General features: G+C 62.5%; 15 protein-coding genes. 7 read left to right on the top strand and 8 right to left on the bottom strand.

Annotated features, from left to right (window positions below; all coding sequences use genetic code 11):
- Positions 1-90 precede the first annotated feature (90 nt).
- A complete protein-coding gene (locus NKI85_RS22380) occupies positions 91-483 on the top strand; it encodes a GFA family protein (RefSeq protein WP_352527046.1) in 393 nt (130 codons plus the stop codon).
- A 31-nt stretch (positions 484-514) separates the two neighbouring features.
- Here the strand turns inward: NKI85_RS22380 and NKI85_RS22375 are convergent, their stop codons facing one another.
- Entirely contained in the window at positions 515-2023 is a 1509-nt protein-coding gene (locus tag NKI85_RS22375; protein WP_352777923.1) for a winged helix-turn-helix domain-containing tetratricopeptide repeat protein, read from the bottom strand.
- Between the two features lie 137 nt (positions 2024-2160).
- On the opposite strand from NKI85_RS22375, the gene NKI85_RS22370 reads away from it, so the two are divergent.
- A complete protein-coding gene (locus NKI85_RS22370) occupies positions 2161-2403 on the top strand; it encodes a DUF1127 domain-containing protein (RefSeq protein WP_352527045.1) in 243 nt (80 codons plus the stop codon).
- Between the two features lie 78 nt (positions 2404-2481).
- Here NKI85_RS22370 and NKI85_RS22365 read toward each other — a convergent pair whose 3' ends face one another.
- Positions 2482-2847 (bottom strand): DoxX family protein, encoded by a 366-nt coding sequence (locus NKI85_RS22365; protein ID WP_352527044.1) that lies wholly within the window; start codon positions 2845-2847, stop codon positions 2482-2484.
- Entirely contained in the window at positions 2844-3209 is a 366-nt protein-coding gene (locus NKI85_RS22360) for a VOC family protein (RefSeq protein ID WP_502896137.1), read from the bottom strand. The genes NKI85_RS22365 and NKI85_RS22360 overlap by 4 nt, the downstream gene beginning before the upstream one ends.
- 290 nt (positions 3210-3499) lie before the next feature.
- On the opposite strand from NKI85_RS22360, the gene NKI85_RS22355 reads away from it, so the two are divergent.
- Positions 3500-4270 (top strand): AraC family transcriptional regulator, encoded by a 771-nt coding sequence (locus tag NKI85_RS22355; RefSeq protein ID WP_352527042.1) that lies wholly within the window; start codon positions 3500-3502, stop codon positions 4268-4270.
- Positions 4271-4359: 89 nt separating this feature from the next.
- On the top strand, positions 4360-4863 hold the full coding sequence (locus NKI85_RS22350) for a VOC family protein (protein ID WP_352527041.1): 504 nt from the start codon (positions 4360-4362) through the stop codon (positions 4861-4863).
- 137 nt (positions 4864-5000) lie between these two features.
- On the opposite strand, the gene NKI85_RS22345 is transcribed toward NKI85_RS22350, so the two are convergent.
- From NKI85_RS22345 to ehuB, 5 genes are read right to left on the bottom strand one after another with little or no spacing between them, the layout of a single operon-like run.
- Positions 5001-5735 carry a GntR family transcriptional regulator gene (locus NKI85_RS22345; RefSeq protein WP_352777920.1) on the bottom strand — a complete coding sequence of 245 codons (735 nt, stop codon included), beginning with the start codon at positions 5733-5735 and terminating at the stop codon, positions 5001-5003.
- On the bottom strand, positions 5732-6511 hold the full coding sequence (ehuA, locus tag NKI85_RS22340) for an ectoine/hydroxyectoine ABC transporter ATP-binding protein EhuA (protein ID WP_023717024.1): 780 nt from the start codon (positions 6509-6511) through the stop codon (positions 5732-5734). The genes NKI85_RS22345 and ehuA overlap by 4 nt, the downstream gene beginning before the upstream one ends.
- Positions 6508-7167 (bottom strand): ectoine/hydroxyectoine ABC transporter permease subunit EhuD, encoded by a 660-nt coding sequence (gene ehuD / locus NKI85_RS22335; protein WP_352527039.1) that lies wholly within the window; start codon positions 7165-7167, stop codon positions 6508-6510. The genes ehuA and ehuD overlap by 4 nt, the downstream gene beginning before the upstream one ends.
- Positions 7164-7892, bottom strand: a complete 729-nt coding sequence (gene ehuC, locus NKI85_RS22330) for an ectoine/hydroxyectoine ABC transporter permease subunit EhuC (RefSeq protein WP_352527038.1) — start codon at positions 7890-7892, stop codon at positions 7164-7166. Before ehuC ends, ehuD begins: the two co-directional genes overlap by 4 nt.
- Positions 7893-7946: 54 nt before the next feature.
- On the bottom strand, positions 7947-8816 hold the full coding sequence (gene ehuB, locus NKI85_RS22325) for an ectoine/hydroxyectoine ABC transporter substrate-binding protein EhuB (protein WP_352527037.1): 870 nt from the start codon (positions 8814-8816) through the stop codon (positions 7947-7949).
- Positions 8817-9048: 232 nt separating this feature from the next.
- Between ehuB and NKI85_RS22320 the strand changes: the two genes are divergently transcribed.
- The 3 genes from NKI85_RS22320 (at position 9049) to NKI85_RS22310 (ending at position 12735) form a co-directional block, all read left to right on the top strand.
- Positions 9049-10245 carry a M24 family metallopeptidase gene (locus NKI85_RS22320; protein ID WP_502900683.1) on the top strand — a complete coding sequence of 399 codons (1197 nt, stop codon included), beginning with the start codon at positions 9049-9051 and terminating at the stop codon, positions 10243-10245.
- Between the two features lie 74 nt (positions 10246-10319).
- Positions 10320-11468, top strand: a complete 1149-nt coding sequence (locus tag NKI85_RS22315; protein ID WP_352527035.1) for a M24 family metallopeptidase — start codon at positions 10320-10322, stop codon at positions 11466-11468.
- A 10-nt stretch (positions 11469-11478) separates the two neighbouring features.
- Entirely contained in the window at positions 11479-12735 is a 1257-nt protein-coding gene (locus NKI85_RS22310) for a sarcosine oxidase subunit beta family protein (protein WP_352777914.1), read from the top strand.
- Positions 12736-12745: the final 10 nt, after the last annotated feature.

Genomic DNA, 12745 nt, shown 5'->3' with positions numbered 1-12745 from the left:
GCATAGCGAGGCGGCCCGCGGCGGGCAATTGCAATGACAGTGCCGGTCGTTGTAACCATTCCGACCGCTTGATATTGGAGGAGACGCAGCATGGACCGATTCACCGGCGGTTGCCTGTGCGGCAACGTCCGAATTGTGGCGTCGGGGCGCCCATACCGGGTCGGCCTTTGTCACTGTCTCGACTGCCGCAAGCATCATGGCGCCCTTTTTCACGCTTCCGCGATATTTCCTGAGGATGCGGTGACGATCGACGGCGAAACACGCGACTACGCCGGGCGGTTTTTCTGCCCCCGCTGCGGCTCGTCCATTTTCGCACGCACCGCCGACGAAATCGAAGTGAGCCTGGGATCGCTGGATGCGCCTGACCAACTGATGCCAACCTACGAAAGCTGGATCGTCCGTCGCGAGTCCTGGTTGCCGCCGTTTCCGCTGACCAGACGATACGAGCGCGATCGTGACACCACGGGTCGCTTTGAGGAATAGGTCGCACGCCCGGTGCGAAGGCGCCGTTGCGTCACTCTGGAAGACCGGCCCTGCGGAAGCCATCAACGAAATGCTCAAGCGTCGCAGCGTCGCGGAATGGCTCCGTCGTGGCCCAGTGGCGGGTTGTGAAATGCGGGTTGCCGACGAGGAACAGTTCGACCTCTGCGCGCGCCTCGTCGAGCCGCCCCAGTTGGGCAAGGCTTGCCGCCAGGAAACGGCGTGAGCTAGTACGATAAGTCTCGTCCCTGCGCAGTGTCTCGACAGCGGCTTCGTATTCGCCGGCCGCATATTGCGCCTGGCCGAGCGTCAGATAGTACCAACTAGCCGGAAACGGGTTCAGCCGGAACGCCTTGCGAATGTGCTCAAGGCCCTCATCGACCCGTCCGGCCAAGACCGCGATGTCGGATAATGCCGCCCAGGCATCGGCCTCGTTCGGGTCGAGCTCGATTGCCTTGGCGAATTCCGCATCCGCCTCGGCGAAGCTGCGCTCATATGCAAGCAGGTAAGCCAAAACCCAGCGGCAGCCGGCATCGTTAGGGTCGATCGCCACAGCTTTGCGCGCCAGTTCCAAAGCAACGCTACGCGATGTTTCGGTTGGTCCGCCGGAATGCACCCATCCCATCCAGTGGTTCATGGCAAGCCAGCGATAGGCCTCGGCATATTCCGGATCGAGCGAAACCGCGCGGGTGAGCATCAGATGCGCTTCCTGCGCCGTCTGCGGCGAATCATCCATCAGCTTGCGCGCCCGCACGCAGAGATCGTAAGCCTCGAGATTTTTGGGCCGATTGCGCGGCGGCGGTGCACGCAGCCGGCCGAGTAACGCCTCGACGATCTTGCCGGTGACCTCGTCCTGAACGGCAAAGATATCTTCCAGGCTGCGATCGAAGCGTTCCGCCCATAGATGATCGCCACTCACTGCGTCGACCAGCTGTGCGTTGATGCGCACGTGCCCCGCGGCGCGCCGTGCACTACCCTCCAGCAGGTAGCGGACGCCAAGGTCCTGTGCGATCCCGCGCACGTCCATCGCCTTTCCTTTGTAGGCAAAGGCCGAGTTGCGTGCGATGACGAACAGGCCGGAGATCCTGGACAGGTCGGTGATCAGGTCTTCGGTCAACCCATCCGCGAAGGATTCCTGCTCGGGATCGTTGCTGACATTAACGAAGGGCAGCACGGCTATCGATGGTTTGCTGGGCAGCGGCAAAGGTTTTCGCTTCGCGCCGCCGAGCTGTTCGATGACCCCCGTGAAGCGGTAGCCGACGCGCGGAACCGTGGCGATCCATTCACCGCCGTCGGCGGCCGGGCCAAGCAGCTTCCGCAGCAGCGCGATCTGGACGGTTAGGTTGCCTTCCTCGACGGCTGTGCCCGGCCACGCCGCGTCCATCAACTCAGCCTTGCTCAGGATTTCGCCGGGCCGTCCGACGAGTGCCGCAAGCAGCTTTAGCCCGCGGTAGCTGACGGCAACAGGGACGTCGTTCCGAAGGAGCGTTCCCGCACCCGGATCAAGCACGAACGGACCAAAGGCAAAGCGCGATCCCTGCATACGGCGCATCTATAGCCCGTTTGGAAGTTTTGAGAACTATTTGGGAGAGCTTAATTACGACGCTGTTCGTATCCTGCAGAATTCATCCTCTTTCAGGTCGAGGGGCCCCCGGACCCTCAAACCATATGGAGGTTGCCATGAACGATATTCCCACCTTTGCCTCGGCCCCGCTTCAGGCAGCGCGGCCGGCGGAAGCGTCGCGTCGGCGCTACAGCCTGGCGACGCTGCGAAGCATTATCGCGGCCTGGCGCGAGCCGACACGCTTTCGCTGGGACCTCAAGCGATTGGCGGAGACCAATCCCCATCTGATCGACGATATCGGTCTGACGAGACGACAGGCCGACGAAGAGATCGCCAAGCTGCCCTTCTGGCAGCGATAGGCGAATGCTGCAAAGACACCGGATCGCCAACGAGCGGCTGATGGCAGATGAAGACGAAGCCGCCGCCCCGAAACGACGTCACAGGCTACTGGTCGCGGCGACGATCAATCCGCCCAAGACGGCAACATTGATGGTGAAGCCGGTACGAAGGGTTTCCCGTTCGTCGCCGCTGTAGCGCCAGAAGTTAAGCGCCATGAAAGACGCTGCGATGGTGAATACGGCCAAAGCTGCGGCGGGATAGGGGTCACCAACGTCCGTTGCGAGACAAAAGCCAGCTCCGATCTCCAGCACCGATCCGGCGGCGAGGAGAGGCTTGGGAGCGGGAAAGCCTCGTTCGGCCAGGGACGCTGCAATCGCCCGAAATCTAAGGAAATGCCCGGCGCCCGCCCAGATAAAGACGCCGCCGAGCAAAACCAACCCAAGGTGATGGAAGAACGCGATCATTCCTTGCTGCCGTCTTCGGTGTAAACCGCAAGCTCGTAACCATCCGGGTCCGCGAAATGGAAGCGCCGGCCGCCGGGGAACCCATAGATCGGCCTGACGATCTTGCCTCCCGCTTGCTCGACACGCTTGACCGTTCCCGGCAGATCATCAGCATAGAGAATGACGAGTGGGCCTCCTCCCGACTTCGCTGGCCCTGCCGCAAAGCCGCCTGACAAGCGGCCATCGTTGAACTCGCAATAGTCCGGGCCGTAGTCAGTGAAGGTCCAGCCGAAAGCTTTTCCGTAGAAGTCGCGTGACCGCTGAGTGTCTTTCACGTTGAATTCGACGTAGTCGATCCGTTGGTCGTTGGTGTTACCCATGATGCATACCTCTCGGTGTGATGTACGACGCCGAAAGCTAAGCACGCCCATCGCTTGCCGGATTGAACAAAACGGCCATCGACGTATGAGCTGCACGCGGCGCTGCCGATGGCGATGCATCTGACATGATTATTCACCTGCCCTCTTCCTTCCGGCCGGAAGAAAACAACCGGTTCTTGCAACCGTTCTCGATCGGCAGAGTTGTCGGTCGTGCAGATTTGTTGTCTCGAGCGAGGGCCGGGACATTGTCGCTGCGTTGTAAGTTCACCGTCGGCAATCCGAAGAGGAGCGAGATGAACGATCCCGTCCCAGCGCAGGCAACGGGTTCATTTCATGAACGCGTAGCGCCGGCGCGGCTTGGCGGCAGCTTTGCTTCGGTGTGGGTGCATCGAATGGACCCGCCGAGCGCACCACCAATCGTTGTGATGCCCGACGCGACGATCGATCTGCAATGGATCGGAGGCAGCTTCCGAGTTGCCGGCCCCGACAAGGAGCCGCAGACCGAGATTCTGGCGGCAGACGAGGTCGTGATTGGTTTCCGCTTTCATCCTGCCACGGCGGCGGCATGGCTCGGCGTGCCGCAAATCGAGCTGGTCGGTCAGAGGCTGTCGCTCGACGATTTGTGGGGAGCGCGGGCTCGGCGCCTCGCCAGCCGCGTGCGTATTAGCGACAGGCTCGAAGATCTGGCCTGCTCGCTCGAACAGATCGTCGCCGCGGAGATGGCTTGCCACGAGACTGACGTTCCCATGCAAGCGGCCTATCGCTTGATCGAGCGCGGGCCGCCGGCCGACGCGCCTCTCGTCCCTTGGTTGATGCGCGCGCTTGAGATGAGCGAAAGGACGTTGCGCCGGCGCTTCGACGAGAGCTTCGGCTATGGCCCGAAGACGCTTGACCGTATCCTCCGCTATCAGCGCTTTCTGCGGCTTTCGGGCCAATCGAACAGCGCTACGGCCATCCTGGCAGCCGAGGCGGGCTATTGCGACCAGGCGCATCTTGTCCGCGAGAGCCGACGCCTAACGGGAAGCACCCCTCGACAGATTCATCGTCTGCTGCAAGACGGATGAAACCACGGACGCTGCCCCGATCCGCCATCAAATCGCGCGGCGACAGCGCGTCTACTATCGGCGTTCTTCGATTTGGTGGCGTTCTTCGATTGGCCGTTTTGTTCAAGTCTTCACCGTGGCCCGACTTTATTCTGGTGTTTCCGACAACCAGAGGAGACTGCTATGAAACCGCGCATTTCGGTTTTGACTATCGCTGTCGCCAATCTCGAGAGTTTCTCGCGTTCTACCGCGACGGTCTCGGCTTGCCGACGGAAGGGATCATCGGCCGCGAGTTCGAGCATGGCGCCGTCGCGTTCTTCACGCTGTCCGGCAGGTTGAAGCTCGCGATCTGGGCTCAGGACGACCTCGCCTACGACACCGGCCTGCCCAAGACGCCGATCAGCTCGACCTCGTTCACAATCGGCCACAACGTTGTGCGCCGCGAAGAAGTCGATCAAGTGATGGATGAGACCGCCCGCGCTGGAGCCGAGATCATCAAGCCTGCTCGGGACACGTTCTTTGGCGGATATGCCGGATATTTCCGCGACCCGAACGGACACCTATGGGAGGTAGTCTGGAATCCGGCCAACATACCGAGTGAGGGCCCCTTCTGAAGGCGAGGCCTGCGGTATCGGGCCGCAGCCGATCGTTCCCGTCGCGCTAGGGCCGGGCAGCCGAGGCGCGTGGTCGGCCGTTTCGCTGCGTCGAAGCCAGGTCGACGCCTGGCGACCAGCACAATCTTGAGGGCCGATCATGTGTCTCCATGCAAACCATTCGCCTCGCCTGCATGGCGCATCATGCGGCGGAAGCTCATCGAGATATGCGCCCGCCTTATGTGCCCGATGGACTCCCAGTCGCCGATCTCGGCGGCGGCAAGAACCTCTTCCATCTCGCGGCGGAACGCGGTGAATTCCTCGACAAGGCCCAATTGCGGCATCAGCTTCAGGACGACGCGCGCGACTTGAAAATACAGGCGCTCACTGATCTCGCGCAGCGGCTGGTTGCCGGTCATCGCCGTGAGTTCGTAGAAAAAATCCATGTTGAGGCGCAGGAAAGCGCGCTGGTCGGGATTGAGTATATCGGAATCGCAGCGCGCGATGAGCGCCCGTATCCGGTCGAGGTCGTCCGCCGTGCGCGGGATCGGCGAAAGCTTGCCGACGAGGAGCGCCAGCTCCAGGCGCAGATGATAGACCTGTTGCAATTCCTCGATGTCGACGTCGGTGACGATCGTGCCGACGCCGTGGACGGATTGAACCAGACCCTCGGATTCGAGGCGCGCCAGGACACGCCGGACCGGCGTGCGGCTGATCTCGAATTCCTGGGCAAGTTCTTCCTCGGACAGACGGCTTCCCGGCGCATAGTCGAGCAGGCAGATGCGGTCGCGCAATATCCGGTAGATGCGCTCGAACCGTTCCCGCGCCGAGAGCGGGCGCGGCGGCGCGGCGGTCACCGTCGTGGGCGGCTTGGCCTCTGTCTCGATCGTCACCCAGCCTCCAGGACAGCGTGCAGGAACTGCCGTGTCCGCTCGTTCTTGGGAGCACCAAACAGTTCGCTTGGCGGTCCCTGCTCGCAGATCTTGCCTTGATAGAAGAAGCAAACACGGTCGGAAAACTCTTTGGCGAAGCCCATCTGGTGGGTGACCATCAGCATGGTGAGATCATGCTCGCGCCCGATCTGCCTTATCACCTGCAGCACTTCGCCGACAAGCTCCGGGTCGAGCGCCGAGGTCACCTCGTCGAACAGCATGATCTTGGGCCGCATGGCCAGCGCCCTGGCGATGGCGACGCGCTGCTGTTGGCCGCCAGAAAGCTGTGATGGATAGTGGTCCTTCTTCTGGGCCAGGCCGACCAGTTCCAGGAGCTCGGCCGCCCTCGCCTCGGCGTCCGCCCGCTTCATGCCGAGCACCGTTATCGGCGCCTCGATGCAGTTCTGCATCGCCGTCATATGCGGAAACAGGTTGAACGACTGGAACACCATGCCGATCTTGGCGCGGATCTTGCGGATGTGGGCGAGATCGGCGGGAACAAGCTTGCCGTTCCTCTCCATATGGGTCAGCGGCTCGCCTTCGACCCAGATGACGCCGTCATTGATCGTCTCCAGCGTCATCAACATGCGCAGCACCGTCGTCTTGCCCGAACCCGACGGACCGATGACCGAGACTTTTTCGCCGCGTGCTATTTCGAGATTGAGCCCATCGAGAACGGTTAACGTGCCGTAGCGTTTCGATACATTGTCGAAGCGTACCATCGGTTGTTCCGTCATCGCATGGTCCTCCGGTTGAGCAGCCCTTCGAGCGAGCGGATGAGCGCTGCCGAAACCAGGCTCATGGCTAGGAAAAACAGGCCGACCAGCGTGATCGGCTCGGTGTAGCGGAAGGTTTCGGAGCCGATGATCTTGGCGGTCTGCATCAGTTCCATCACGGCGATTGCGGAAAGCAACGGCGTCTCCTTGAACAACGCCACCAGATAGTTGCCGAGCGCCGGAATGATCGGCGGGATCGCCTGCGGGATGATGATGTCGCGGAACGTCGTCCAGGACGACAGATTAAGCGCGATCGAGGCTTCCCACTGGCCGCGATGGATGTTGTCGAAACCGGCGCGATAGACCTCGGAGCAATAGGCGGCGTAGTGGATGCCGATGGCGAGCACTCCGGCGGTGAAAGCGTCGAGCACGACACCGAATTTTGGAAAGACGAAATAGAGAAAGAATATCTGGATGAGCAGCGGGGTCGAGCGGATCAGCTCGACCATCACCGAAATCGTCCAGCTGGTCCATGGCACGGCGATGCGGACGACCGCCAGTACCAGGCCAAGTGAGGCGGCAAGCACAAAGCCGATCAGCGTCGCTTCGATGGAAACGATGGCGGCGCGGGCGAGCACCGGCAGGATTTCCAGGGCAAATCCCCAATCCCAGATCATGCCGCCTTCCCCCGCGCCAGTCCAAGCGAAGCTCGCCTTTCGAGAAGCCGCATGCCGATGGTCACAACCAGCGACATCGCCAGGTACATCAAAAGGACGAGGGTGAAGATCGGAATGGTCTTGAACGTGTTCTGGTTCATTTGCTGAGCCTTGAACGCCAGGTCCGAGAGCGTGATCAGCGAGACAAGCGCTGTCGATTTCAGAAGCTCGATGAACAGATTGCCCCAGGGTGGGATCATGGCGACAAAGGCCTGCGGCAGGATGATTCGGCGCAGCATCTGCGGGCGGCTCATGTTCAATGCCGTGCACGCTTCCCACTGCCCGCGGGCGACGGACTGGATCGCGCCGCGCACGCACTCAGATCCGTAGGCGCCGACATTCAGGCCGAGCGCCAGGACAGCCACCACGAAGGCGTTGATCGTGACGCCGAATTGCGGGAGCACGAAGAACAGCCAGAACAGCTGCACCAGCGCCGACGTTCCGCGGAAGATCTCGACATAGATCGTGGCCACCCATCTAAGCGGCGCCGGGCCGTACATCCGCGCCAGCGCCGCCAGCACGCCCATGACAATTGCCAGCAGGCTGCCGAGGATGGCGATTTCGATCGTCAGGACCGCGCCTTGCAGCAGCCCCGGTAGAAACAGACTATAGGCTTCCTGCGTTGCCAAGGCGGCGATCACGCCAAGCGCGACAACCAGCAGGATGACAAGCGTACGGATTCCCATGTGATTGCCCCGGGAAAAAAGGGCGGCGCTTTCGCGCCGCCAGCAGTTGGGAACCTATTTGCCTGCGCAGAGCTCTGCGGTGGTCTTGTTGGGGAGATAATCCTTGCCGAAGCCGAGTGGCTCGACCAGCGCGATATGCTCCGGCGAACCGAGGAACTTCTTCAGTTCGGCGTTGAAGGCCTCCTGCAGGTCGGTATCTTCCTTACGGAAGCCGAAGCCACCATGGCCTTTCACCGACTTGCCGGCAACCTCGCCGAACGGCTTGGTCGATTCGACACCGTCGGCTTTCTTGGCCATGTCGGCGATCGAAAGGGCGGTCAGCGCGGCAGCGTCGGCGCGGCCCGACTGGACGGCGGCGACCAGGCTGGACTGGTCAGGCAAGGAGACGATCTGCCCATCGGCAACGCCCGCGTCCTTGGCGAAGCCGCCTTCGACGGCGCCCGCCATCACGGCGAGCTTGAGATCCGGATTGTCCTTGATGCTGGAAAAGTCCTTCACGCCTTTCGGGTTGCCTTTTGCCACCAACATAGCCTCGCCGATGCCGTAGGAAGGCTCGGAGTAGTTGATCTCGGCGCAGCGCTTCGGAGTGATGAACATGCCCGCAGCGATAATGTCGAAACGGCCGGCCTTGAGACCCGGAATGAGCGAGCCGAATTCGGTCAGCACGCCGTCGACCTGCGGAATGCCCATTTTGGCGAGCACGGCCTTGGCGACTTCCGGCGCCTCGCCGGTCAGCTTGCCGTCGGGCGTGGCGTAGCCGAACGGTGCCTCGTTGGCGAAGCCAATACGTATATAGCCGTCCTTCTTGGCCCGTTCGAGGGTGGTCTCGGCGTGGGCGGACAGCGACGTCAATGACGTCGCGGCGAGCGCGATGCAGGCAGCCGCTTTCACGACCATACGGCGCGATATCGATGATTTGAGCATGCTTTTCTCCCATTGAACAACTGTGGATGGCTCCCAGGGCGCGGCCTTCTTCGAGGTCGGCGCCTGCTTGATAAGACGTATACAACTGCCCTAGACATTTCGCAAGCAGAGATATAAAAACCATGGAAATTCGACGATAATTCGTAGTTAACCAATAAATTGGTCGTCGAGTTGTGCACAATTTAGGCTGATGCCTATTTGCAAAAGGCAAACAGCGTACCCAGAAGGCAGGATTTCGGTGGCGACCGCGAACGGTTTCGGGACATTCACGCAAGCGGAGTATGGGCAGCGCCTGGCCGGCGTGAAGACACGCATGCAAAAGGCCGGCTTCGACCTCATCGTCTGCCAGGATCCCGCCAACATGTGCTGGCTGACCGGCTATGACGGATGGTCGTTCTACGTTCCGCAGTGCGTGCTCGTCCATCTGGAGGGGGATCGGCCGATCTGGTTCGGCAGGGCGCAGGACGCCAGGAGCGCACGCCTAACCACTGGCCTGCCGGACGAAAATATCGTGCCGTTCTCGGAGCGGCTGGTGCAGCAGCCCGTCGAACACCCTTATGACGAGCTCGGCCAACTGATCCGGTCGCGTGGCTGGGGAAAGGCCCGCATCGGCGTCGAGATGGACGCGCACTATTACACCGCGCGCTGCCACGCCCATCTCGTCCAGGGGCTGCCCGACGCGCACTTCGCCAACAACCACGATCTCGTCAACTGGGCGCGGCTGGTCAAATCGGAAGCCGAGCTGGTGCTGATCCGCGAGGCGGGTGCGATCTGCACGCATGCCATGAACCGCGCCATCGGGAAAATGCGGCCTGGCGTGCCTCAGAACCATGTCATTGCGGAAATCTATCACGCACAGATCATGGGCGTGCCCGGAGCGGGTGGCGACTATGCCGCGATCTGTCCGCTGATGCCCGTTGGCGAGGGCACCAGCACGCCACATCTGACGTGGTCCGACGCGCCGCTGCCGGACAGCGGCCTCGCCATTCTGGAGATCGCCGGCGTGCGCCGCCGCTATCATGCGGCGCTGACCCGGACGGTACATTTTGGCAAGCCGCCGCAAGCCATCCTCGACATGGCCAAGGCGATCGTCGAGGGCGTCGACGCTGGCCTCGAGAAGGCGCGCCCCAGCAACACGGCCGAAGAGGTGGAAGCCGCCTGGCAGGCAGTCTTGCGGAGGAACGGGCTGAAGAAGGAAAGCCGCGTCGGCTATCCGGTCGGGCTCGCCTACCCGCCCGATTGGGGTGAACGCACCGCAAGCCTTCGTCCCGGCGACACCACCGAGATGCAGTCCGGGATGTGCTTCCATTTCATGGCCGGCGTTTGGCTCGACGATTTCGGCATCGCCATCTCGGAATCCTTCATCGTCACGGATCGCGGCGGCGAACGCCTCTGCGACGTGGCGCGCGAACTCATCGTCATCGACTGACATGGCGGCCGGGAAACCGGACTGCTGAAAGACCATGCCCGCCACCAAGCCGGCAACAAGCACAAGGACGACCGATGGACCGCAATCCGTTTTCCGAAGCCGAAATCGCCGGCCGCCTTGCCAAGGTCCGTACGGCACTGGTTGAGCGCGAACTCGACGCGGCGGTCTTTGCCTCGCCGGAGAACGTCTTCTATCTCACAGGGCTCGATCACTGGGGGTATTTTGCCCCTCACCTGCTGATCGTTCCGCTTCAGGGAAGACCTGTTCTGGTCACCCGTTCGATGGAAAAGGTGACAATCGAGAAGCAGGTGAAGGCAGCGGAATTCCGTGGCCACTCCGATAGCGAAACGGCGGCCGATCTTGCCGCGCGGGTGCTCGCAGAGCTCGGCCTGTCCGGCAAGCGGATCGGCCTAGAATACTGGACGGCGGGCTTCAGCCATGGACTTGCCGTGGCACTCCAGATGCAAGCCGATGCCAAGTGGAGCGATGTCTCCGGTCTGATCGACAAGATGCGGCGGGTGAAGAGCGCCGAGGAACAGGCGCTGATGCGGCGGGCCGCAAAGGTGACGGACGCCGCCGCCGGTGCCGCGATCGCCGCGATCTCGGATGGCGCTTCCGAACAGGAGGTTGCCGCCCAATGTGTTGCGGCAATGATCCGCGCCGGCGGTCATGCGCCGGGCTTCGGACCGTTCATCCGCCCGGCCGCGCGCCTGGGTGAAGAGCACACGACCTGGGGCGACGGGATCTATCGCAAGGGCGAGCCGGTCTTCGTTGAATTGTCCGGGTGCATCTCGCGCTACCACGCCCCGCTCGGCCGGCTCGTTCGCATCGGCCACATCAGCGACGAAGACGCCACAATGGCGGAGGTGACCGCCAAGGCGTTCAACGCCGTCGTCGAGGCGCTGCGGCCGGGCGCCAAGGCGCGCGATGTCTACGCCGCCTGGCAGGCCGTCGCCGACGAGGCCGGTCTTTCCCACTATCGCCGCCATCACTGCGGTTACCTTGTCGGAGTCGGCCAGCCGCCGTCATGGACCGGCGGCAATTCGGTGACCGGCTTGCGACACGATTCCGACCTCGAGATCGAAACCGGGATGAGCTTCCACATCCTGTCGTGGCTGATGGGCACTCGTCGCGGCAATGACTTCGTCTCCAACACGGTGCTGTTGACCGATGCGGGCGCCGAAGTGCTTACCCGCACGCCGGCCGGCCCGATCGTTCGATAGGCCTGCACACATGGCGCGCTACTCGGCATTTTCGATTTTACGCAACGCGCTGTCCGGCCAGAAGAATTGGCAGCGCGCCTGGCGGGCAGCGGAGCCAAAATCGTCCTATGACGTGATCGTCATCGGCGGCGGCGGACACGGCCTCGCCACCGCCTTCTACCTCGCGGAGAACCACGACATCCGCAACGTCGCGGTGCTCGAAAAGGGCTATGTCGGCGGCGGCAATGTCGGCCGCAACACCACCGTCATCCGGTCCAACTACCTGCTCGACGGCAACACCCAGTTCTACGAATTCTCGATGAAGCTCTGGGAGGACATGTCGCGGGCGCTGAACTTCAACGTCATATTCTCGCAGCGCGGCCAGCTCGTCACGGCGCATTCGGCCGATCAGCTCGACGGCTTCAGCCACCGCGCCAACGTCATGCGGCTGAACGGCATCGATGCCGATATCCTTGACCGCGAAGAGGTGCGCCGGCTGGTGCCCTATCTCGATTTTTCCGATACCGCCCGCTTCCCGATCCATGGCGCCATCTTCCAGGGCCGCGCCGGCACGGCGCGCCACGACGCCGTGGCGTGGGGGTATGCCCGCGCCGCCGACGGCCATGGCGTCGACATCATCCAGAACTGCGAGGTGACAGGCTTCGTCCGCAACGGCGACAGGATCGTCGGCGTCGAAACGACGAAAGGCCGGATCGGCGCCGGCAAGATCGGCCTTGCTGTTGCCGGCCATACGTCCGTGCTCGGCACCAAGGCCGGCCTGGAACTGCCGATCGAAAGCCATGTGCTGCAAGCTTTCGTCACCGAGCCGCTGAAGCCGCTGGTAGATCACGTCGTCGCCTATGGCGCCGACCATTTCTACGTCAGCCAGTCCGACAAGGGCGGATTGGTCTTCGGCGGCAATCTCGACGGCTACAATTCCTATGCCCAGCGCGGCAATCTCGGCGTCGTGCGCGAAGTGGCGGAGGCAGCGATTGCGCTGATGCCATGCATTTCGCGTGTCCGTCTGCTGCGCCATTGGGGCGGCGTCATGGACATGACCCCCGATGCCAGCCCGATCATCTGCCCGACGCCGATCGAGGGTCTCTATCTCAACGGCGGCTGGTGCTATGGCGGCTTCAAGGCGACGCCGGCTTCCGGCTGGTGCTTCGCCCACACGATCGCCACCGGCAAGCCGCATCCCTTGATCGCAGCCTACGGGCTCGATCGTTTCCGCACCGGCCACACGCTCGATGAGGCCGGTGTCGGCCCTTCCGCCTGGCTGCAATAGGAGGCGGGAC

Origin of the sequence: Mesorhizobium sp. M0571 (assembly GCF_040320985.1) — a bacterium.
In the GTDB taxonomy this organism is placed as follows: Bacteria; Pseudomonadota; Alphaproteobacteria; order Rhizobiales; family Rhizobiaceae; genus Mesorhizobium.
Note: the sequence above shows the minus strand (reverse complement) of the source record. Positions and strands in the feature narration are given on the sequence as shown.